This is a genomic window from Microcoleus sp. AT8-B5 (assembly GCF_036705565.1).
GTDB lineage: Bacteria > Cyanobacteriota > Cyanobacteriia > Cyanobacteriales > Microcoleaceae > Microcoleus.
In genome coordinates this window covers 142,214-164,789 of record NZ_JAUBUY010000003.1, presented here as the reverse complement: position 1 = coordinate 164,789, position 22,576 = coordinate 142,214, and the positions used below count along the sequence as shown (strand labels likewise).

18 protein-coding genes are annotated in these 22,576 nt (G+C 45.3%); 8 read left to right on the top strand and 10 right to left on the bottom strand.

What is annotated here, in order from left to right; translation table 11 throughout:
* The first annotated feature begins 354 nt into the window (after positions 1 to 354).
* Complete coding sequence (locus QUB39_RS03575) at positions 355 to 603, top strand: gamma-aminobutyric acid A receptor, epsilon-like protein (RefSeq protein ID WP_333053047.1); 249 nt, start codon at positions 355 to 357, stop codon at positions 601 to 603.
* Between the two features lie 133 nt (positions 604 to 736).
* On the opposite strand, the gene QUB39_RS03570 is transcribed toward QUB39_RS03575, so the two are convergent.
* On the bottom strand, positions 737 to 1,093 hold the full coding sequence (locus QUB39_RS03570; RefSeq protein ID WP_333053049.1) for a hypothetical protein: 357 nt from the start codon (positions 1,091 to 1,093) through the stop codon (positions 737 to 739).
* A 121-nt stretch (positions 1,094 to 1,214) separates the two neighbouring features.
* On the opposite strand from QUB39_RS03570, the gene ychF reads away from it, so the two are divergent.
* Positions 1,215 to 2,306: a redox-regulated ATPase YchF gene (gene ychF / locus QUB39_RS03565; protein ID WP_333053051.1), complete on the top strand. Its 1,092-nt coding sequence runs from the start codon at positions 1,215 to 1,217 to the stop codon at positions 2,304 to 2,306.
* Between the two features lie 21 nt (positions 2,307 to 2,327).
* Complete coding sequence (locus QUB39_RS03560) at positions 2,328 to 2,693, top strand: phage holin family protein (RefSeq protein ID WP_333209713.1); 366 nt, start codon at positions 2,328 to 2,330, stop codon at positions 2,691 to 2,693.
* A 151-nt stretch (positions 2,694 to 2,844) separates the two neighbouring features.
* On the opposite strand, the gene QUB39_RS03555 is transcribed toward QUB39_RS03560, so the two are convergent.
* The 3 genes from QUB39_RS03555 to QUB39_RS03545 form a co-directional block, all read right to left on the bottom strand.
* Complete coding sequence (locus QUB39_RS03555; RefSeq protein ID WP_333053053.1) at positions 2,845 to 3,291, bottom strand: NUDIX hydrolase; 447 nt, start codon at positions 3,289 to 3,291, stop codon at positions 2,845 to 2,847.
* A gap of 158 nt (positions 3,292 to 3,449) precedes the next feature.
* Positions 3,450 to 3,902, bottom strand: coding sequence for a DUF3531 family protein (locus tag QUB39_RS03550; RefSeq protein WP_333209711.1), 453 nt, complete (start codon positions 3,900 to 3,902; stop codon positions 3,450 to 3,452).
* A 15-nt stretch (positions 3,903 to 3,917) separates the two neighbouring features.
* Positions 3,918 to 4,934: a Sll0314/Alr1548 family TPR repeat-containing protein gene (locus QUB39_RS03545; protein WP_333053057.1), complete on the bottom strand. Its 1,017-nt coding sequence runs from the start codon at positions 4,932 to 4,934 to the stop codon at positions 3,918 to 3,920.
* Positions 4,935 to 5,350: 416 nt separating this feature from the next.
* Between QUB39_RS03545 and QUB39_RS03540 the strand changes: the two genes are divergently transcribed.
* Both QUB39_RS03540 and rsmG read left to right on the top strand, forming a co-directional pair.
* Positions 5,351 to 6,022 (top strand): energy-coupling factor ABC transporter ATP-binding protein, encoded by a 672-nt coding sequence (locus QUB39_RS03540; RefSeq protein ID WP_333053058.1) that lies wholly within the window; start codon positions 5,351 to 5,353, stop codon positions 6,020 to 6,022.
* Between the two features lie 104 nt (positions 6,023 to 6,126).
* Entirely contained in the window at positions 6,127 to 6,870 is a 744-nt protein-coding gene (gene rsmG, locus QUB39_RS03535) for a 16S rRNA (guanine(527)-N(7))-methyltransferase RsmG (protein WP_333209709.1), read from the top strand.
* A gap of 70 nt (positions 6,871 to 6,940) precedes the next feature.
* Here rsmG and QUB39_RS03530 read toward each other — a convergent pair whose 3' ends face one another.
* The 4 genes from QUB39_RS03530 to rpiA all read right to left on the bottom strand — a co-directional run bounded on the left by QUB39_RS03530 (position 6,941) and on the right by rpiA (position 10,210).
* The gene (locus QUB39_RS03530; protein WP_333209707.1) at positions 6,941 to 7,696 is read right to left on the bottom strand and encodes a Fe-Mn family superoxide dismutase; all 756 of its coding nucleotides are present in this window, start codon (positions 7,694 to 7,696) and stop codon (positions 6,941 to 6,943) included.
* A gap of 213 nt (positions 7,697 to 7,909) precedes the next feature.
* Positions 7,910 to 9,115 carry an aldo/keto reductase gene (locus QUB39_RS03525; RefSeq protein WP_445243104.1) on the bottom strand — a complete coding sequence of 402 codons (1,206 nt, stop codon included), beginning with the start codon at positions 9,113 to 9,115 and terminating at the stop codon, positions 7,910 to 7,912.
* Between the two features lie 28 nt (positions 9,116 to 9,143).
* Positions 9,144 to 9,419 (bottom strand): hypothetical protein, encoded by a 276-nt coding sequence (locus QUB39_RS03520; protein ID WP_333053063.1) that lies wholly within the window; start codon positions 9,417 to 9,419, stop codon positions 9,144 to 9,146.
* 74 nt (positions 9,420 to 9,493) lie between these two features.
* A complete protein-coding gene (gene rpiA / locus QUB39_RS03515) occupies positions 9,494 to 10,210 on the bottom strand; it encodes a ribose-5-phosphate isomerase RpiA (protein ID WP_333053065.1) in 717 nt (238 codons plus the stop codon).
* 409 nt (positions 10,211 to 10,619) lie between these two features.
* Here rpiA and QUB39_RS03510 point away from each other — a divergent pair, with 409 nt between their 5' ends.
* The gene (locus QUB39_RS03510; protein WP_333053151.1) at positions 10,620 to 10,811 is read left to right on the top strand and encodes a hypothetical protein; all 192 of its coding nucleotides are present in this window, start codon (positions 10,620 to 10,622) and stop codon (positions 10,809 to 10,811) included.
* 156 nt (positions 10,812 to 10,967) lie between these two features.
* Positions 10,968 to 14,294, top strand: a complete 3,327-nt coding sequence (locus QUB39_RS03505) for a tetratricopeptide repeat protein (RefSeq protein WP_333209703.1) — start codon at positions 10,968 to 10,970, stop codon at positions 14,292 to 14,294.
* A gap of 380 nt (positions 14,295 to 14,674) precedes the next feature.
* On the opposite strand, the gene QUB39_RS03500 is transcribed toward QUB39_RS03505, so the two are convergent.
* The gene (locus QUB39_RS03500) at positions 14,675 to 18,628 is read right to left on the bottom strand and encodes a PAS domain S-box protein (protein WP_333209701.1); all 3,954 of its coding nucleotides are present in this window, start codon (positions 18,626 to 18,628) and stop codon (positions 14,675 to 14,677) included.
* Positions 18,629 to 19,265: 637 nt separating this feature from the next.
* Between QUB39_RS03500 and QUB39_RS03495 the strand changes: the two genes are divergently transcribed.
* Positions 19,266 to 19,853 (top strand): cytochrome b, encoded by a 588-nt coding sequence (locus QUB39_RS03495; protein ID WP_333209699.1) that lies wholly within the window; start codon positions 19,266 to 19,268, stop codon positions 19,851 to 19,853.
* On the opposite strand, the gene QUB39_RS03490 is transcribed toward QUB39_RS03495, so the two are convergent.
* On the bottom strand, positions 19,838 to 22,576 hold a 2,739-nt coding region (locus QUB39_RS03490), incomplete at its 5' end, for an alpha-mannosidase (RefSeq protein WP_333209697.1). The two genes, QUB39_RS03495 and QUB39_RS03490, sit on opposite strands and share 16 nt — an antisense overlap.

Genomic DNA, 22,576 nt, shown 5'->3' with positions numbered 1-22,576 from the left:
AATCCTGATTGCTGTATTTGATATCTAAGTAGAGCGATATGAAAAAACCATAATATCTTCTAGGGACGGGTTGAGCTAGTACCTTTACTTTCAGGCAGTTTCTTGCTGTACTCACGCGATCTACCCATCTCATGTTTATTTGTAACCACCTACTTAGTTTAATGCTAAAGGCATAAATTTATGCGGAAGTAACAGTTAATTATAGCTATTTAGATAGATGTGTTCACTGCACTCTTGAGTTTAAAATTATGAGATAAAAGAGTACCACAACTCAGTTATTTTTGTTGAAAAATATAGCTAGAAGTGGCTAGCAAATGTTTTTGAAACATCTCTATTAGCGAGCAAAACACTAACATGATTTTTCCCAACCCTACTCCATTTCCCGGCCCGCAGATTCCCAGCACCGAACCGGGGCTGCCGACTATACCCGCATCGCCACCAGTGCCGGGCCCCGTTCCCGAACCGATTCCCGGCCTTGTACCGGAACCGGTACCTGCGCCAATTCCCCAGCCAATTCCCGAACCGGTGCCGGAAACTGTACCCTCTCCGATTCCTCAAACAGTGCCGGAGCCTATTCCTCAGACAATCCCTGAACCTGTTTAAATTATGTTTTAGTCGATCGCGAAATTTAAGATTGTTTGTCAGGCCGATCGCAAAAACCGGCTTTCTCCAAAGTCCCCAATCTTTTTGATGAATATCAGACTTGAAAAAACTCGGTTTTTGCGTAGATTATCGATTACTTGAAGTTGAGCACATTCTGTTCACAAAGGTTAACCCCACGCATATCAGTGTATTTGCCGTCAGAGTAGTCGACCCTGACATCAAAAACACAGCCCGCAGAATCCAAGCCCTCGTACTCAGCTCGATTCCACTCAAAAACTTCCTTTTCCCGATCTGGAATCGGGCCGTCTAACATGTTTTCTCCCCAATCATCCTCGACAGAAGACAGATAGAGGGCTGTCATCGTCTTGCCGCTGTTGTTAAACACCGAAATTTTGATCATCTGAGCGAAAACGCTAGCTGCTGTGAGCCCTAACAGAGGCAGCGACAGCCCCACAGCCATCGTTACTTTGCTTAACCATCGGTTAACCATTGAGCCATCTACCTCAAGTTGTATATTTATTCAAGCCTAGCAGTGGAAGTTAGAAAGCACAAGTCAGATATATTGCTATTGCTTATGATATTTTGATACAGTGATATGTTTCTAAATAGCTATGCTTACTGCCGGAATTGTCGGACTGCCTAATGTTGGCAAATCTACTTTGTTTAATGCTCTGGTTGCTAATGCCAAGGCGACTGCTGCTAATTTTCCTTTCTGTACGATCGAGCCAAATACGGGTATCGTGGCAGTGCCAGACGAACGGTTGAAGGTGCTGAGCAATATTGCCAATTCCGCGCAAACTGTGCCGACGCGGATGGAGTTTGTGGATATTGCGGGTTTGGTGAAGGGGGCGAGTCAGGGGGAAGGACTGGGAAATCAGTTTTTGTCTCACATTCGGGCCGTAGATGCGATCGTCCATGTTGTCCGCTGTTTTGACAATGATGATATTATTCACGTTGCCGGTTCTGTCGATCCCCAGCGAGATATTGACATTATCAATCTCGAATTAATTTTAGCAGACTTAGCTCAAATTGAACGCAGGCTCGATCGCACTCGCAAGCTGGCCCGCAACAACAAGGAAGCTCAGGCCGAAGTGGATGTACTCGAAAAATTAGTCGCTGTTTTGAATGCCGGGAAACCGGCGCGGCAGTACAATTTCACAGATGAAGAAGCTGAATTAGTTAAAGGTTTGGAATTACTGACCAACAAACCAATTATCTATGCTGCTAACGTATCTGATGACGATTTAGCAACGGGAAATAGCTATGTCGAACAAGTGCGGGAAGTAGCAGAAGCCGAAAATGCTAAGGTTGTCATAGTTTCGGCGCAAGTTGAGTCAGAATTGGTGGAGTTATCCGAGGAAGAACGAACGGATTTCCTAGAATCTCTGGGGGTCAAAGAAGGTGGCTTGAAATCTCTGATTCGAGCTACTTACGAATTATTGGGTTTGCGGACTTATTTTACTAGCGGCCCGAAAGAAACTCGCGCTTGGACGATTATCGCGGGAATGTTAGCACCCCAAGCTGCAGGGGTGATTCACTCTGATTTTGAACGGGGTTTCATCCGGGCAGAAACTGTAGCTTATGAAGATTTGGTTGCTACGGGCGCGATGAATGCGGCTAAGGAAAAAGGCTTAGTTCGCAGTGAAGGAAAAGAGTATGTTGTACAAGAGGGGGATGTGCTGTTGTTCCGATTTAATGTTTAGCTTTTTTAAGGAGATTGGCACATGGATATTATTTCGCTGGTAATTGCTTGGCTAGTTACTTCCGTGAGCTTTTTTATCATTTCCAAGTTGCCCATCGGGGTGGATATTGACACTTTTGGAAAAGCGATGATTTCGGCGGCGGTTTTTGGATTGCTGAATGCTTTGGTGCGGCCGCTTTTTGTGGTTTTGGGTTTTCCATTGCTGTTGGTAACTTTTGGTTTGTGGATAATTGTTATCAACGCTGCTATCTTTGGATTGGCGGCTTGGCTAGTGGATGGATTTCGCTTGCGGTGGGGAATTTGGAGTGCTTTGCTGGGTGCTATAGCCCTCGGTTTTATCAACTCTTTGCTCTATGAGCTGTTGCGGACTCTGCCTAGTGTAAGGTAAATCCGGGTAATGCGGGGGGCGGAAGGAAGGGGCGGGTTTATTCATCCTGTTAGTTATCGCCAATATTTCAGGTGAAACCTGCCCCGACGGCAAATATTTTAGGTGTAATTCTCCCATATCAGGTATTTGTTTTTTGGTATTGGTTGAGTTATTAGCCTTCGCAGTAGTCGATAAATTTGTCGGGAACTAGGCGCAATTCGCCCGATCGAAAGCGCTCGACGGGCATCCAAAATGCAGTATGTTCCCCATCTCCGTCTGCAAAATCCAGACTCTCCAATTCATAAAATTTGCGATCGACAAAATCGCACTGGTATAGTTGTATTAATTCGTGTCCGGCTTTGCCATTATAAACAAAGAAGTTTTCCAAACAAGTCAAATATTTGATATTTGTTAACTCGGCTTGAATTTCTTCTTGAAACTCTCTTTGCAAAGCGTCGGTGCTGTGCTCTCCGAATTCTACGCCGCCGCCCAAAGCGCGGTAAAATGTGTCTTTTGTGACCGGATCTTCGCATTCTGACACGAAGATGCGATCGCCCGATCGAATTAATCCTAAAACAATGACGCGAATTTTACCTTGCATAATATAGCCATCAGTCATCAGTCATTAGTCATTACGCATCAAAACCAAAGAAACCGGGTTTTTTGCCCTTCAAGCGTTGTAACAAAGTATTCAAGGAAAAAAACCCGGTTTCTGATTACCCGTGCGTCCAGGACTATATTATCCGTTTATCCGTGTCATCCGTGTCGTGCCAAGGTTTAATTATCGGCAGCAAAACCCTCTCTGCTCCTCCTATTTTCAATGGGCCAGTCTGTATTTTCCCCGCCAATAATTAGTTTTTCAATCGTTACGAATTCTTTGCTGAGTTGCTGGAAAACATTAATCAAAACATCGATTCCAATGGCATCGCTAGTGCCCAAATCAAACCAGCAGCGAGCCCAATAACCTTGATACTCCATTTCTCCCATATTGTGCATCAAAGCCATCATGCTTTGGTCGGCTAGATTAACATCGTAATTCATATCACTGATGTCTAAGCCTTCATCTTGAACTTGCAAATTTTCCGCATTAAATCCTCCAAGTTTTCCCAAGAAAAACCAAGAGTCAAACACTTCTTCAACATACTGTTTTTCACCGTTTGAAGGCACGTTGCTGAACTTCAGCCAAATCCAGAGGTCAAAGGGGTTAAACTCGCGAAACTCTACTTGCATAGTTTTTTGGTGTTTTTATAGTGGTGGTAAGGCTGCCGGCCCCCAGACTCCATCTGCATCTCTGATTTTATCGCGCATCGGGTCGCAGGCGCGAGATTGGCTGTCGAGACGGTTACGGGTTCTGCACTGCTGAAAGAAGATTTCGGCTACTAAACTGCGCGGAAGTTGGTCGGGTTTTGCTAAGGCTGCGTCGAAGTTTTTTCGGGCTTCCTCAAGTAAGGTTTTGTTGCCGTTGTTCCTCTGGGATTGGGAAAACAAGATTTGTGCTTTTAGATAGAGAACTTCGGGATTATTTGGCGTTTCTGCTAGGGATTTGTTCGCAAATTCTAAAGCGCGATCGTACTTTTTTAAGTCTCGATATCCTACTGCCATGCCGCGATAAGCTAAGTAGCGGGGAGAGGCTTTTTGTTCGAGTCTTTGAATTGCTTCGTTGGGGTTGGAAAAGGGTAGGTTTGTGGCTAGCATTAAGTCCATGTAGCCTTTGATCAGGTTTAGTTCTGGGTCGTTGGGCGCTATTTTATCGGCCGCTTCTAGGTATTGAAATACTACTCGCAATTTACTCAAAGCTTGGGGCGCGCCTTTGGCTGTTCCTTCTTTGGCTATAATGTTCGCCCCTTCTAGAAAGTGACCTGCTGCTGTGTAAATATTGCCGCGCAATGGATTAGTTTTCGCCAATTTTTCGCCGACTTCGCGGGTTTTTTGCGCGTAGGAATTCATCGAGTTTAAGTCCTGCTCGATGTAGGAGAGGGAGGCTGCCATTGCATAGGCTAGTGGCTCGTTTGGTTCGGCTGATAGTGCTTGTTGAACTTGTGCTTTTGCTTGTTTGTAGTTTCCTTGCTGAAACATTGTTTTGAAAGCGGTTTCGGTGTTGGGCCCGATCGCCTGCGGGTTGCTGCTGCGAAAGGGATCGCCCGCTAATGCTGAGTTAATGCAGATGCCCAGGGCGATCGCTCCTGCACAGGCGATCGCCCGCACTGTCTGTTGAGAACTTAACATTTGCTTGCCCACCGATGCTAAAGGAGTTTTCGTCATCGTCAATTCTCTCAATGTAATATACTGTAAACTAGAAACAAGAGAGTTAAATTTTCAGACTTTCGGGCCGCCACCAAAAAAAGAGTGAAATTTGCTTGATTTTTTGTGGTTGTTGAGGTATATTTTAATAATGGTAGTGTGACTTGTAATATATTGACGGACAGATTTCCATTATTAAACTATACCATGAAAAAACAGAAAAATCAAACGCCACTCCTGAAAAAAAAAGGAAATTTTTGTTAAGATTTATGTAAAATAATTGTGTGCGATCGACCCCTGCCAAAAACCGCCTTAACTATCAATAGCACAACCAGAAGTTCCCCCCTCCAACAATAACTATTTTTCTGATTGTTCACTGTTGAGTGTTAACAACTGCCAACTAGCAACTGCCAACTGCCAACTAACAACTGCCGTTAATGCTTTATCTAAAAAACTTAGTATATCATCCTACCGCCTGTCCGAATCCTATTCTGAAAAATATTAACTTAGAACTGCCATCGCAGCAAATGGGGCTGATTGTGGGTCGCAGCGGTTCTGGCAAAAGTACGCTATTAGAAATATTAGCAGGTTTAGCCGAAAAAACTAGCGGCGACATCCGCTGGCGGGAACAAGAATTAACACCGGAACACTTGCAACAGTTAGGAGGGTTAGTGTTCCAGTTTCCAGAAAGGCATTTTTGCGGAGGCACAATTTTAGAAGAATTGCGGTTGGGGCATCCTGAATTGGGACAAGAACAAATTAACTCAGCAATGGCAGAAGTGGGACTAGGACATTTGCCGCTGCGCGCTTCCCCCCACGCTTTGAGCGGCGGACAACAGCGCAGGGTAGCCCTGGCGGTGCAGCTAATTCGGCAGCCGCATTTGCTACTTTTGGACGAACCGACGGCGGGTTTGGATTGGTCGATGCGGCGGCAGTTGGTAAGCCTGTTGAGTAAGTTGAAAAGTCACTGGACTTTGTTGATTGTTACTCACGATGCTAGCGATTTGTTGAGTGTAGCCGATAAATTTTGGACTCTAAACCACGGGGATTTGCAAGAGGTCGATCGGGCTAAATTAGAAGCTAAGGAAACGAGTTTTGTTAGTCATTAGTCATTAGTCATTAGTCATTAGTTAGTGCGGGCGGGTATATCGCATTATGAAGCATTTTTAAGTGCAGAGAATTCGCAGAGCTTACAAAAGAGTGGGAATAGAAGATGAATCAGATTACAATGCCTGTGTTGCCCCAGATGAACGAGTTGTGGCAAAAAACGCTGAATTGGCAGCCGGATGAGTCGCAGCAGCAACAATTTCAGCGACTTTATGAGTTAATTGTCGAGGGAAATTGCTCCTTGAATTTAACTCGAATTACCGAACCGATGGAGTTTTGGGAAAAACATTTGTGGGATTCTCTGCGGGGAATTGCGAAACTGCTGCCAGCTAATCACAATTCGGCGGAAAATCCCGAATTTGTCGCCGATTCGGTGCAGAAAGCGATCGATATTGGGACTGGTGGGGGTTTTCCGGGGTTGCCGATCGCGATCGCCCTGCCGCATTTATCAGTTACGCTGCTCGATTCTACGCGCAAAAAAATTACTTTTTTGGAAACAGTTTTGCCGTCTTTAGGGATAGAAAATGCGGCGACTTTGTTGGGTAGATCGGATGAAATTGCCCGACAGCCGCATCACAAACAAGCTTACGATCTAGCCGTTCTCAGAGCAGTGGGAGCCGCTCCTCTCTGTGCTAAATGCGCGCTGCCATTCCTGAAAAATGACGGTTTAGCTGTGCTTTACCGTGGGAATTGGACGGTGGAGGAAGAAACGGAGTTGCAAAGGGCGATCGAGCATTTGGGCGGCACTATTGAGTCAGTCGAAGCATTCACAACGCCGACGAGTCAGGGGGCGCGGCACTGCGTTTACTTGCGGAAAGTTGTACGGGAGTTCGATCGTCCCGTGCGCTAGCTAGTAGGGACACGGCACTGCCGTGTCCTGTATTTCATCTACCGTGTCCTGTATTTCATCTAATTGAAAACTACCCGATCGCCTGTTCGTAGCGCTTGTTAATTTCCGTCCAATTAACAACATTCCACCAAGCTTTTAAGTAGTCGGCGCGCAAATTTTGGTATTTGAGATAATAAGCGTGTTCCCAAACATCGTTACCCATAATTGGATAGTTGCCCTCCATGAAAGGAGTGTCTTGATTGGCAGTAGTTGTAATCTCAAGTTTGCCAGCTTTATTGCGGACTAGCCACACCCAACCGCTGCCAAAACGCTTGGCGCCGGCATCGTTAAATTTTGTTTTAAAATCGTCAACACTGCCGAAAGTTTGCTTAATTGCTGTTGCAATTGCCCCTGTCGGTTCCCCGCCGCCGTTGGGACTCATGATTTCCCAAAACATACTGTGATTTAGGTGTCCCCCGCCATTGTTACGCACGGTTGTGCGAATATCTTCCGGCACTTTGCTCAAATCTCGCAGCATATTTTCCGCAGTGATATTTTTGAGTTGCGGGTATTTGCTGACAGCATCGTTGAGGTTTTTAACGTAGGCGGCGTGGTGTTTGTCGTGGTGAAATTGCATTGTCCGCGCATCGATGTGCGGTTCTAAAGCATTGTATTCGTAAGGTAAAGGCTGCAGTGTAAAAGGCCCCGGAGTTTGGGCTATTTTTGTGCTTTCTGCAATTGGACTGGCTTGGGATACATTATTTCCTGACGCTTGGCAAGCACCTGCGGTAATAGCTCCAACGGTGGCAGTCAGCAAATACAAGAAATCTCGGCGTTTGAGAGTCATAAAAAGTACCTAAGTGAATTATTAACTGTTTTATCTCAAATTAAAGCAAAAGGGGAGTGAGTTGAGAAAAAAGTTGTATCGCCCGAATGGATGAGACGGATGGGCGATGGTGGTGAGAGTTTCTCAAGTATAGGCTAATTGTATGCGCGTAACTAACTCACGTGCTCCGGTTCACCAACCCGGTTTCTGTCTCGAAACCGGGTTTTTTTTTGATTATTCTTGGGACAAGCGTTGGATGGCTTCGCCTCCAAAAAGCCGATCGGCTGCTTGAAGAATACCGGGAATTTTTGCAGCGTGGGGACTGTGGGCCAGACAGCGGCGCAAGTCTAATTCATCTAGGCGATGGCCTTCCGCACCGCAAGCTACGGCTTTTTGGCCGGGGAACCAGTGGCCCCCATTACCTAAAAGGTTGTAGCGCATCTTGCAATAGTCGATCGTATCGTAAGCCTGCGCCAAATTCCACAGCCACAGAATCACATAAATATTAATACCTCCGGGAGTATTTTCGATAGTTGGTAAACCGACGTGCCAAGTCTTAAACCAATCTTCTCCTAATTTATCAATTGCTGCTTTTTCTAACTTTTCTAATATCGGTGGCAAAATTTCATCGGCTCTATCTAACAATTCTACAGCTTTCAAATGCTCGTTAAAATCTTCAGGTTTGGCGGCGCCCAAACTTAAAGTGTGTACTTGCGGATGCGACAAACAAAACAAATCATTAAACACCATCGGACTCAACGGATAGCACAAGTCTACCAATTTTTGCGGCGGGCTGTAAAGTTGACCGCCTTTATCGGAAGGACTGATAATAAAAACGCCCATATCGTGACGTTTAGCAGCTTCGATAGCAGGCCAATTACTTTGATTGATGTAGTACCAGTGCAAGTTAAGATAATCAAATTGATTAGTTTCAATTGTTTTGACTATCACATCAGTCGGGCCGTGAGTCGAGAAACCAATAAACTTAACTTTGCCTTCTGCTTGCAACTTTCTCGCCACATCCATGCAGCCGCCCGGACGGATAGACTCCTCTAGCAATTCCCACGTATTAATGCCGTGTAGTGACAGTAAATCGACGTATTCCAGTTGCAAATAAGCTAAGGATTTATCAAATTCTTCGCGGAACTCTTGGGAGTTTGGTTTAGGACTAACTTTCGTTTGCACTATCAATTTTTCGCGGGGAAAGTTCGGCAAAATTAACCCCAATTGCATCTCGGAAGTGCCGTAACCGCGAGCAGTTTCTATGTGATTGATGCCGCATTCAATCGAGTAACGAATCGTCGCTTCTAGATTTTGTTGATTGTCTGGGGGAATTTCATTGGCTGGCACGTCTTGCCATTTGTACTGATATCTCATGCCACCGCAGGAAAAGACGGGCATGGATAATTCTGTGCGACCGAATCTGCGATATTGCATCATCATAATCAAAGTCAATCGATTTTAGATTTTAGATTTTAGATTTTAGATTGAAGCTTTGACTTGCGCGAGATAAATACGTTCGGCAAGTTTCATCGGATACAGGTTTTTTCTTTCTCCACGGATGAATCACGTGGCGGGTATCCTGGATGCTTTCGGTCAAAGCTATAGCAGAAGGAAGAAAGAAGAAGGAAGAAAATGTAACAATCGCAAGGGTTTCACTGATTAAGAACTTCTTAATAGTCTTGGCGGTTGCTATAGGGTAAAAAACCTTGTTTTTGGTATTTTTGCGGGTTGTAACTCCCATATGGCAGCCTTCTCCTGAACAGGCAAGATGCCTGTTCCACAAAGAGTTATTGACCACCACTGGGGCAGTTTTGACTATTTAGAAATCTCCCGTACTACTGGTTTTCCGTCTTGGATTTCCCCGACTAACACCAAATCTGTACAGTCTACAAACAAACCATTTTCTAAGACACCGGGAATATTATTCAAGCTTTTTTCCATTTCTCCGGGGTTGGCAATGTCATCAAATTTGACATCAATTACCATATTACCTTGATCGGTAATTACGGGGCCTGCTTTTTTCACACCCATGCGGAGTTCGGGTTTGCCGCCCATTTTTTCAATGGCGCGCATCACTGGTGTTAATGCCATGGGTATAACTTCGATGGGCACGCGAAAAGTCGAACCCAATTTATCTACGATTTTGGAACTGTCAACTACTACAATAAATTGAGTGGCGAGGTAATCGACTACTTTTTCGCGGGTGTGGGCTGCGCCGCCACCTTTAATTAAGTTGAGGTGGGGATCTACTTCATCAGCGCCGTCAATAGCTACATCTATTCTGTCAATTTCATCTAGTGTTGTCAGCGGTACTCCGTACTGTTTGGCTAACACTTCTGATTGAAAAGATGTCGGCACTCCCTTGATATCTTTGAGTTCACCGGATTTTATGCGATCGCCCAATGCTTGAATAGTATAAGCTGTAGTTGACCCGGTGCCGAGTCCGACAATCATACCAGATTTTACGCGATCGGCGGCAGCAAAGCCGACTTGCTGTTTCATCAATTTTACGGGATCTTGTTCTGTGGTCATGTTCGGTACTCCTTAATAGTTTTAAGATTATACCATTTATTATGGATTTATTTAACCGCAGAGAGCGCAGAGAACGCAGAGAGGAAGAAGATGAAGAGAGGGAACTGGCAAATTATTTCAATTGGGAATTTCTCTCTTTTTTCTCTGCGCCTTCTGCGTCCTCTGCGGTTAAATAAAAAAATCTAGTTCACAAATCGGTGGATAATTGCCACAATGAAAATCTGATTTCTCGATCTCGAAATTCGTCAATCTGTTTCCATAACCAGATTCAACTATTTTAAAGCATGAAAGTACACCAAATATACGACAATGATAACCAGCTTTTTTTTGTCAACTTTACCGCCAGTGCCAGGAAACAGAAGGCGTCGAGTACGTCGGTTCCGTACCGCAACCCGAACTCGTCCGGCAACTGCGTTCAGTGGCGGTTTTAGCTTACTCGAATACCTGTTTGGAAACGTCATCTATTGTCGCGATGGAGGCGATGGCCTGCAGTTGCCGGATTGTGACGAGTGAATTGGCAGCTTTGCCGGAAACAACTGCTGGATTTGCCCGTCTAGTTTCCATGTCAGGGGTGGAAAATTTTGCATTGATAAGTAATTAGAAGCGGGCAGGTAAACCAGATTGGGAGGGATATACAAGGCGGTTTTCAGAGGCCGTAGTCGGAGTTTTAAATGATGGCACGGGTGCGGGCGGCGCCACTGCTGAAAATCATCGGAGACAGCAGGTAGAATATAGAAATCGAGGGTGTACTTGGTCTGTGCGTTCCCGACAGTGGCTAGAATGGCTGAATAGTATTAGTGTAAAACCTGTAAGAGTGGCAGAGCAAATGATCGGGAATTCTTTAGTAGGTTTAGAGGCAGTGAGAGATTATTTTCAAAAGGGGAATTGGCTGAAAGATCGAGGCGATCTCGGTGGCGCAATCGATAACTATCAGAAAGCTTTAGAGTTTAATCCAGGAGATGCAGAAGTTCATAAAAAGTTGGCGGAAGTTTATGTTTTGCAAGGAGAATTTGAAAAGGCGATCGCCTCTTGTAATGTCGCTCTTCAATTTCAACCCACTTTTGCTCCTGCTTACTTGACAATGGGCAATGCTTTGCACAGTCAAAACAAGCTGGAAATGGCCATTGAAGCTTACTTGCAAGCTTTAAAATTTCAGCCGAATTTTGCCGAAGCTAGCGCGAATCTTGGCAGTATGTATTACAAGTTAGGGCAATTGGAACAGGCGGGGAATTATTACCAAAAAGCTCTGGTAATTAATCCTCAATTGTGTTCGGTCAATATGATGCTGGCAAGCGTTTTGCAGCAGCAAGGAAAGTTAGATGCAGCAATTAATTGCTATCAAAAAGTGCTGCAACAGCAACCGGAAGATGCCACCGCTGCTGAGAAATTAGCGAGTTTAATCGCACAAAAAGAGCGGGCAACTACTGACAGCAACTTTATCGAATTAGAAACAGAATTAGGGGAATCGCAAACAGTATCTGTCAACAAAGATGAAGGCTACGGCTTGCAGCCTTCGAGCCTCAATTTGCCGCCAGCACCAACCACTGAGACTTTAAATACTCCGTTTACAAATCCCGCCGAACTTTCCGAACAAGTTACATCGTTAAATGTTCCCGATGCCGGACAAGTTGCCAATTTTCAAGAAGTAGAACATTACAAAAAACTGGCAGAAAACTTTTTAGTTCAAGGTAAAATTAAAGAGGCGATCGCAGCTTGTCAGCAAGCGATAAAAATTCGACCGGATTTCATCCATGCTTACGTCACTTTAGGCAATGCCTTGCAAGCAGTAGGCAAAACTGAAGCTGCCATTCGTTCATATTCTCAAGCCCTAGAATTGCAGCCAAATTTTGCGGAAGTGCGCGCCAATATTGGCAGTATGTATTTCAAATTGGGGCGTTTGGAAGAAGCGATCGCCCATTATCAGCAAGCCATCGCCCTGAGTCCTGATTTAGCGGGAGCTCACTGGAACTTAGGGAAAGTATATCACCAACACGGCAACATCGAAGCAGCGATCGCCTGTTTTAAAAGAACATCCGAGCTCAACCCGCAGCTAGTCGGTGCAGACTTCCACTTTAACTTAGGTAATCGACTTTTGGGCCAAGGAAAGCGCGAGGAAGCCATCGAAAGCTACGAAAGAGCGATCGCCATTAAACCGGATTGGGCCGAAGCCTACGGTAACATCGGCAGCGCGCGATCGCAACAAGGCAATCTCGACGCCGCCATCGCTTACTATCAGAAAGCTGTAGCTTTAAAGCCGCATTTAGAAGTTCTGCACTTCAATATAGCCAACTCTTTTTTACAGCAAAACAAGTACGAAGAAGCGATTACTAATTATCAAAACACTCTGAAAATCAAGCCCAACTGGCCCGAAGTTCACGCTAACCTCGGCAGTTGTTTTTCCATGCAGGGGCGGCTGGAAGAAGCTTTAGCCAGCTATCAGCAAGCTTTGGCATTAAAACCGAATTGGGCAGAGGTTTACTGTCGCATGGGGCACATTCAAAAACAAGATAAGCCCTTGGAGGCGATCGCCAAATTTGAAAAGGCGATCGAATGCAACCCCAAATACAGCGAAGCCTACCAACAACTGTGCGACTTGCTAAGCCATTCCACCAACCTCGCCGGAGCCCGCAGCGTAGCCGACAAATACTGCGAAAACTGCGGCGATGTCGCCCCAGTCATGTCAGCTACAGCCTACGTCTTTTCCTACCTGCAATCAGGTGTCAGCAAACAGGCAATTCAGAAACTCGAAGAAATCGAAAAACTCTGCTACGAAAAGGTCGAAACTTTTACCACAATCGAACTAAAACTGCTCTACGAAATCTTCCTGTTTGCAGTTTCTCACCTGAGAGACAACCGCGAAAAAAATGCCAATTTCTACAGACTAATTGCCAAAGAATACTACCAAAAAGCCGTTCCTAAGCGCCAGGATATTAACAGAAGCAACCTAGCCAAGTACCAAACAAAAGAACAGCGTCCTTTAAAAATCGGCTTCCTTTCCAAACACTTCCGCCGCCACTCAGTAGGCTGGTGCAGCGAAGCTTTAATTCGCGAATTAAGCCACATCACCCCCCACGTTCACCTTTACGTCACCGGGAAACTCCACCGAGATGAAGTTACGCAGCGGTTTGAAGACATGGCAGGCAAGTTTTACTGGCCTAAAAAATATCCAAACGGCTTTGCTGATGGCGGTGAAATATTCGCCGAAGTAGCGCAAGACAACTTGGATGTTTTAATCGACTTAGACTCGATGACAGTGCCAACAAATGTCGAAGTGCTGTATCAATATCCTGCGGGAATTTGCGTTTCTTGGCTGGGATTTGACGCACCCTACATTTCAGATAATCACTACTTTCTGTGCGACGAACACACTCACCCCCCAGGTGTTGAAAAAAATTACTTAGAAAAGTTAGTAAGATTGCCTGCAGGTTCGGTAGCAATTGGCGCACTGCAAAGCATTCCTGTGAATCGAGAGGCGATTAGAAACGCTCTCGGAATTGGCTTAGAGCAAATGACTTATTTGTGCGTTGCGCCCGGTAGAAAAACCAATCCCGAAATGGTACGAGCTCAAGTTCAAATCCTCAAGCAAGTACCAGATAGTGTGTTAATCCGCAAAGGTCAAGGCGACCCCGATATTATTCACAGCACTTACCGCGAAGAATGCGACATTCAAGGAGTAGATTTTGGTCGGATTAAGTTTATAGGGCAAACCAGAAGTGAAGAAGAACACCGGGCTATTTATTATGTAGCCGACGTGCTTTTAGATTCCTATCCTTACAACGGCGGGACTCACAACTTAGAGGCTTTGTGGGCGAATTTGCCAGTGGTAACTCGATCCGGCGACCAATATCTTTCGCGGATGGGTTACGCTTTCCTCAAAAGTGCAAATGTTGATGTTGGTGCGGCGTGGAGTTGGGAAGAATATACGCAGTGGGGAGTTAAGTTTGGCCGCGATGCTGGTTTCAGAAATGCGGTGAAAGAGCATTTAGTAAAATCTAAGCAGCCAGAACATCTCGCACCTTTGTGGAATCCTAAAAAGTTAGCCGAGGATATGTATAAGGTGTTTCAAAAACTGTTAGCGAAATAGGTGAGTAATTGCTATAGCAATCCCCAATCAATTGCGAACTCCTTCCTTGCTCTTTTCTCTTCCTCTGCGCTCTCTGTGTCCTCTGCGGTTCAATAAAAAAAGAGACATCGGGTAGAGAAACGTGGTTTTTGGATATTTGTACGCTACTCACGGTAAAGTTTTGTAAAAAAATCAGTGGAAATGCGTAAAAAATCCGCGCAGAGTTTGATAGATAAATAGCTGATTCATAGTACCGCGATCGCACTAACTTTATGCCAGTTAGGGCGATCGCTTTTTTAGTAACACCAGTTTCAAAAAAGAATGCCACAGCAGACAAGCTCCAAACCAGCAGCTTCATCAGTAATTCCAAAATCTAAAATCTCAAATCTAAAATAACCTGATTACTCATTAATAGCCACTCGATCGCGCCCGCCAGACTTAGCTCGATACAATGCCTTATCCGCCGCTTCAATCAACATTTTCGGGGAATTTTGACTTGGCGAAACACCCGCAACTCCCATGCTGAGAGTCACACAATCACTGACAACAGACTTGATGTGGGGAATGGCCAAAGCTTTGACGCGACTGCGGATTCCCTCAGCAACAGCCTGTGCAGCCACGACATCCGTATTTGGCAAAATTACCCCAAATTCCTCGCCCCCGTACCTAGCAGCCAAATAAAGGCGCTCTGCGGGTGCGTTTGTGCAAGCATCCCCGATCGCCCGCGCCACTTGCTGCAAACAAGCATCCCCGGCTTGGTGGCCGTAATTGTCGTTGTAAAGTTTAAAACAATCAATGTCACACATAATCAAAGATAGCGGTTCCGAAGAACTCGACTGCTCCCATTCTCGGTTGATCACCTCGTCAAAACGGCGGCGGTTAGCTAGTTGAGTCAGACTGTCCAAATTCGCCAACCCGTCCAGTCGCTGGTTGGCAGCAGCTAGCTGCTGGTAAAGTAAAGATTGTTCGATCGCGATCGCAACTTGAGTACCCAACTGACTCAGCAAATCCACATCAAACTGCTGCCACTGGCGGGGTGCCGAACAGTGGTGGGCAATCAGCAAACCCCACAACTTCGGCACTTGACAAGAACTGTTACCTTCCCTAGGTTCTATGCCCTGCTGGACAATCGGCACTACCAAATTTGCCTTCACCTGACAAGTCTCCAAAAAATTAAGATGACACTCGCTCAAATTAGAAGCATGAATATCCTCTATGGCGCGAATGCGACCCTTTAAATACTGTCCGATGTAAGTATTGGCAAAACAGCAATCGTCAATTCCCATCCCCTTGAGTGGCATCCATCCTTCTGCAACCGACTCCACCACCACATCTCCGTTCCAGTCGGGTCGGAAGCGGAAAACCAGCACGCGATCGGTTGCCAAAAACTCCCGCACTTCCGCTACTGTAGTGTTGAGAATATCTTGGAGATCCAGAGAAGAACGAATGCGCGATTGAATCTGCCCGATCAGGCGTTCCCGTTCTATTTGTTGCCGCAGCGCGACTTGGGCTTGCTTACTTTGAGTAATGTCCCGACCTTCCGGCAGCAACAATACTATTTTGCCAGTTTCATCCGCGACCGGTTTGAGAGAAAAATCAACAGTTGCCGTCCGATTTACACCTTGAACTTCCACTTCATAGCGGACAAATTCACCTTTTGCCGATCGAGAAATCGCCTCTTGCAACTGTTCCTGAACTTTCTCAGAATCTCCCCACCAAGGCAACAGCCAAAACGGTTTATTTGCCACATCCCGTAGCTTAATTCCCGCAAAATCCAGAGAAGTTTGGTTAGCTTCCAGCAGAGTGCCGTCCGGTTTCAACAAGCTCACAAATTGGAAAGAAGAATCAAAAATTGCCCGAAAGCGTCTTTGAGAATCTCCCAACATTGCCGTCACCTTTTCGCGAGAGGTAATATCCCGGAAGCGCCACACCCTGCCAATAATATTTTGTCCGACTCGAATTGGCTGCGTATAGCGCTCAAAAGAGCGGCCGTCTTTAAACTCTAGAATATCGCAACCTTCCGACTCCGCATCGCTATAAAATTCTTTAACTCTCTGCAAAAAAGCCCTCGGATCTTTCACTTGCTTCGTGAGAAATGCCAGTCGCAGCGTTCTATCCATTGAGTTTCTAACTTCTTCATAAATTCCCCACATTTGAACTAACTTTTCGTTATAACTAATCATTTCTCCGGCGGTAGTAACGGCGAGAATGCCGTCTGCCGTTGCTTCTAAGGTAGCGTGCAGCAGAGAGCGCGATCGCTCTAATTCTGCTGCGAGCAATTTGCGTTCCGTGAGGTCTCGGACTGCTTTCACCTGGACTAAACGACCTTCCCAAAATACGAATTTACTGCGAACATCAGCAGGAAAAGCAGTTCCATCTCGCTTGAGAAAAATAGTTTCACAGACTGTATTGCTGGCTGCAGAAATCATTTGCGACGCCTGTTTGTATGATTTCGGCGACAGTAGTTCCAGCAAGCTCATTCCCACCATTTCCGCAGGTTCGTAACCGAAAAGTTGGGCAAAATTGCTGCTGACGCTCAAAATTGTGTCGCGGTCAGCCACGGCAACTGCTTCAAAATAAGCTTCGCATTCAAGCAAGCGTGCTGCTGACTGGCTGCTGCCATTTTCCCCAGAGGAATAGCTGTTGTTAATTAACTGTTGCAATTGCGTATTTGCCGAGTACAAAGCGGTCATGGCTTGCCTGTACATAGCAGTACGTTTTTCAACTTTTTGTGCGAGGCGATCGCGATATTCTCGCAGTTCTTTTTCGACTCTAATTAAATCAGTAATATCTACGGCAAACACGATGACGCCAGCGACTTTACCGGTTTCATCGCGGTAAGGTATTTTATCTGTCCGCACCCAGCATTTTTGACCAGAGGCTGTTGGCAGTAGTTCGACTTGCCCCTGTTTGGGAACGCCGGAATTGATTACTTCCAAATCTTCTAAATAATATTGCTCTGCTTCGTCTGGATAGATTTCATAAAAAGATTTACCTTCTAATTGAGCTGCGGGCAAACCTCTCGATGCAGCGGCGGCTTGATTAATTCGCAGCAGGCGACTTTCGGTATCTTTGAGCCAAATCATCGCCGGCACGGAATCAAAAATTATTTGCTGTTCTTGTTGCTGCAGGCGTAGTTCGGCTTCGGCTTGTTTTCTTTTAATTATTTCTTTTTGCAGTTTGTGGTTAGCTTTTTTGAGTTCAGCCGTGCGTCTTTCTACTCTTTCTTCTAGTTGATCGTAGTATTGGCTTAGCAAGTTTTGCTGTTGTTCGTGCCGCATTGCTTCTAATTTTAACTTTTCGCTAGCTGACAAACTTGAGGATACAAAATCTGCTAATATTTGGGTAAATTCGTGTTCTTCTTCCGTCCAATCACCGTCCGAACCCTGGCGTTCGGCGCTGACTATTCCCAAGCTTTTACCTGCTAGCACAATCGGTACGTTTAACAGAGAAGTGCTGCCCCTATCGAGCAAATAAAGACCGACCAGTTCTCGCGTTCTGGGGTCATTTTCTGCTGCCACTGTTGCGATCGCACTTGCCGATTTTAAAGCTTGAAAATATGCCGGACAGTCGGCTGCTGTGATGATTATTTGTACGGAATGGAGTTTAGTATTTTGTTCGTAAAGGTCAATGCAGTGAAGCTGCGTTTTGTCTTCGCCATACAGCCAAATACTGGCTCGATCGCAGTTGACAATACTGACAGCGGTTTCTGTTACTTCGCGGATGAAGTCTTCTATATTGTGGCGTTCTTTTAGTTGACTTTTGGCTAATTTTGCGATCGCCAAAGTTGGACTGCGCCAATTTCCTCTCTGGTTGGGCGGCATGGGTGACTGCGAAGCGGCCTTAATTTCTTCGCAAACTAACAGTACAGCCGGCCGTTGGAAATTGGCAATTGAACGACCATGAGTATTTTCCTCTATTTTCCAATCAACCGTCGGCATTGGGCGCGCGGTTGCTTTTACCCTAATAATCTTGCCGTCTTTGCAAGTCAAGCAGCCTTCCCAACAGGCAATTTTTGGAGTTGACGTACCGTTTTCCGGCTGGGCCAATCCAGCAAATTCTGCCTGCATTTTGCCTTGTTCTTGGCAGTAAAATATGTTAAAAATTGAATGACAAATTAATTCCTGCGATTTGTAGGCGAGGCGAGACGCGCCGAATTGATTGAGCGAAAAAACTCTTCCCAAAGCATCTAGAACGAAGTAAATGCCCGGAAAATTCTCGTAGAGAGTTCCATACCAATCTTGTTCGACTTGTTGGCTGCACGCAAGTTTTGCTGTCGCGAACTCGCCCTCTGTGTCGAGCAAGTGAGAATAGTTGGTTTCGGGGTTGCTTGAATTACTTTTTTTAGCAAACACTTTTAGCTTAACTCGACTGTAATTAATTTTACTTTCTGGAATTTAACTTTTTTGTGAAACTAAATTAAACCTGTTGTTTGAAAAAAGTTACAAGTTGTAACAAAAATACCACTTGTCCAGCACCCTGATTTTCGCTTCCCAATGCAACCACTGTGTTTGTTTGTAGTTAGTAGACCGTCTGCCGACGATATTTCCCGCTAGTTGCAATGCCAGCAGGTTTAGCTGCAATTACCCGGTCTGTACTTTTAGCATCCTAGACAATAAAAAAATCGGCAATCACTGATTTTAAGTATATACGATAACACTCAAATACCTAGATTCGGACTGACCTACTTCGGATTCGGTTTGGGATATTTGCCGGGGCTGCGGATGAACCGGGCGGCGGTTGCAATTATCGAGTCAGATGAGTGCTGTGGCTTTTGGGGATACTCGACCTGAAAACTGCTTGGGAGGCGATCGACCCCAGTACGATGTTTTGTATTGGGAATGACGAGGGTGAATCTAATTAATTAGACTGTTTAATAAATATTTATAATACTTAAGTTAAGTAAATCTTATAATGCACAATCGGCCACCGACTTTAGTCCTATAGTTTATACTTAATCTTGTCCAGCAAACGCTAAGGAGGCAAGGAACAGTGACTACCCAACCCGCTGCGAAACCCAGACTTAATTCTGCGTTCAAACAACTGATGTCCTTACACTGGGTGATGTCAGCTTGCTATTTAGTGCTGTTTATTGGCGGTATGTTTATGGCTCGATTGCCGAGAGGCTTGTTTATTCGAGGCCCCCTTTATGATTTTCACAAATCCGTAGCGGTGCTGACAATGGCTTTACTGACTTGGCGGATTTTAACTCTGTTGCGGGTATGGTGGAAAAAATATACAAAACGCCTGCCAAAGTTTACGAATGAATGGTACAAAAATTTTGCTTTGCACGCAACTTTGTACGTTTTTATGTGGCTAGTTCCGGTTACAGGCTTCTTTTTTTCTAACTCTTTCAAAAGTAACAATGTGAAATTTTTCGGCATTGTTTTACCCGATGTGTTTCCGCAGAATTCCGCAATGGTTGATTTGGGAAGGAGTTTGCATTTTTGGCTGGCGTACACATTTTTAGCGTTCGTAATTTTGCATATTTTAGATCAGAAGAAAGTTGTGAGAGCTAATTGGCGCAGGTTGACAAATTTTGTTAGCAGTAAGTTCCCAAAGTCTCAAAAGGTTGGATAAATGTCCGATGGGGTACTATTCTCCATTGGCAATGATAAATTTACTGCAAAACTGGCTATTTTCCACGGCGATATTGTGAAACTTGTCCCATCGTCTGAATTCTGAGGCAAATTTATGGGTTGTTCTAATAAATCGACAGGCTGACTAATCGCCAAACCCAAATCGCTCTTTAATTCCAACTTTGCCTCTTCACCGTGACACTCGTAACACCGCAAAATCCACACATTAGAATCATCTTCCGATTGTTTGAATGCCATCAGCACTAAATTTTCGGCGGACAAATCCAAGAAATTGCCAACTGCGGGCAGAGTCTTGTGGTCATTTTTCTCTAACTTGGGCAACACCTTTACTAGCAGTGGTAAATTCAACTCGTAGCCCTGTCGAACTGTGTCGGCTTCTTGCCAATTTCCAGCATGGGGATAAACTGCACAAGTAAATTCCGAAACTCCTAAATCTGCTTGTTCATCCGGCCAAGTCGAACCCCGAAGCAAAGTCAGCCGAATTCGATTCGGTTGAAGGTCGCAACCGTATTTGCAATCATTGAGCAAACTCACTCCAAAACCGTCATTGCTGATATCAGTCCAGCGCAAAATCGGCACTTCCCATTTGGCTTTTGCGGCGGGTGTTTGCGGCTTGGTTGTGCGTGCGATCGCACCGCCGGGAATTTCGCAAGTTGCAAAATCTGCTTCTACATTTAACCCAAAGGCTGCTTTTACTAAAACGTGACTTTCTTGCCAATCTGCAACTGTCTTGATTTTCAGCAGCGGCGAACCTATTTCTACTATATAATCTTGGCAAAACTCCGACTTGCCAATTTGTCGGACTACCCGCAAACTCTGCCGTATTTCTCCTTGTGCTATCCAACAAATATCTTTGAGTGTCGGCGCTGGTAGTTGATGTTTTTCATAATTTGGATCGATATTCCAAGCATCCCAATATTGGCCACTGTCTTGAAATGCTTGCAGTTGATTGCCGCCTGCTGCATTCAGGACTTCTCGGTTATTTACTTTATCCCAAATGCTCGATAAATTGCCAGTTTTGCCGTCTATTGTTGCCCGAATAAATTCATTTTCTAGAACCATTTCTGCGGCTGCAAAATGCGTTTCTTGACAAGGTGTGTTTTTTTGTGCTATACCGTATGTAAGTTTCGATAACTCTGTCTTTTTTTCGGTTTCTGGACTCGCGGACGCATTATCCACAGTTTGAGCGTCTTCGCGACACAGCCAAAACACCTGGTAGCCAACGGCGGGGATATTATTTGCCCAGAATAACAGTGTAGAGTGCGATTGCGGTCGATCGCCCCTGACAATCTGCGAAGCCAATCGCCGTCGGGAAAAATCGTAAATTTGCCAAGCGGAATCAGCGGAATCGGGAAGCGGTACGGCGACAACCTCAGAGCGCGGCCAATTGAGAGTATTGAAAATCAAAATCGGTTGAGCGTCAGGCTGCGGAGGGGAAGGGAGAGAAATTTGAGCCGAGATGGCATCCAAAGATTGTAGCAGGATTTCGCGACAAGTGCGATCGACCTCAGCAAAAGCTAGATTAGCATCCGCGTAGACTGGGGCGATCGCAGAACCGGGCAAAATATCATGAAACTGGTTAAACAAAATTTGTTTCCAAACTGATTCTAACTCAGATTTCGGATAAACCGCACCAGTACAAATCGTTGCCAGCGAAGACAGCAACTCCGCTTGGTAGAGCAATTCTTCGCAGCGGCGGTTTTGTCGTTTTTGGTCGGCGCGAGTCGTGTAGCAACCCCGGTGGAATTCTAAATAAAGTTCATCTTTCCAAACGGGAAGAGTTTTGAGTTGTGAGATGGGAGGATTTGCATCCTTGATTGGCGACAAGTTTGACAATTCTCGCGCCCGCAAATTTTCCTGATTGTCCGATTCTGGAACATCACTTTCCTGCGAACTTTCCCCAACTTCCGGCAAAAACTGACTCTCAATCAAAGACAAATAATCAACCGCTGTCGCAAACTCCAACCTTGGGAAAAAAGGCGACATTTTCCAGCGTTTCGCCACCTCCAACATATCACGAGTCGGGCCACCGCCGTGGTCGCCAACTCCAGGCAACCAAAGAGCATCTTGCAAATTAGTTTTAGCTTGCCAGTCAAAAGCATAACTTGCCATTTTCACAGATTCTATGCCTTCACCAATGGGAGGAGACATCATACTAAATATTTTAGTACCGTCCAACCCTTCCCACCAAAACACACCGTAGGGAAATTCCGTTGTATCATTCCACCGCAACTTTTGCGTCACAAAATAATCAACTCCACCTTGCCGCAAAATCTGAGGTAATTGCCACCCAAAACCGAAAGTATCAGGTAGCCAAGCCACCCGCATCAATTCCCCAAAATTTTCTTTTGCATAACGCTGTCCATAAAAAACTTGCCGCACCATTGACTCAGCAGAAATCAAGTTTAAATCCGGTTCTACCCACATCCCGCCGACAACTTCCCAGCAACCCGCCGCCACCTGTTTTTTAATCGCAGCAAATAAGTCCGGCCGATGTTCTTCTATCCAAGCATAAAGTGCCGGAGTTGAATGGCAGAATATCAAATCGGGAAACTCCGATTGCAATTTCAATACCGACTCAAAAGTTCGCTGTGCCGCTTCCCAAGTTTCCGGGACAGGCCACAGCCAAGCCAAGTCTAAATGAGCGTGACCAACCAAATAGATTGTACCTGTATATATAGATGTCAGCTCACCGCTTTCTCC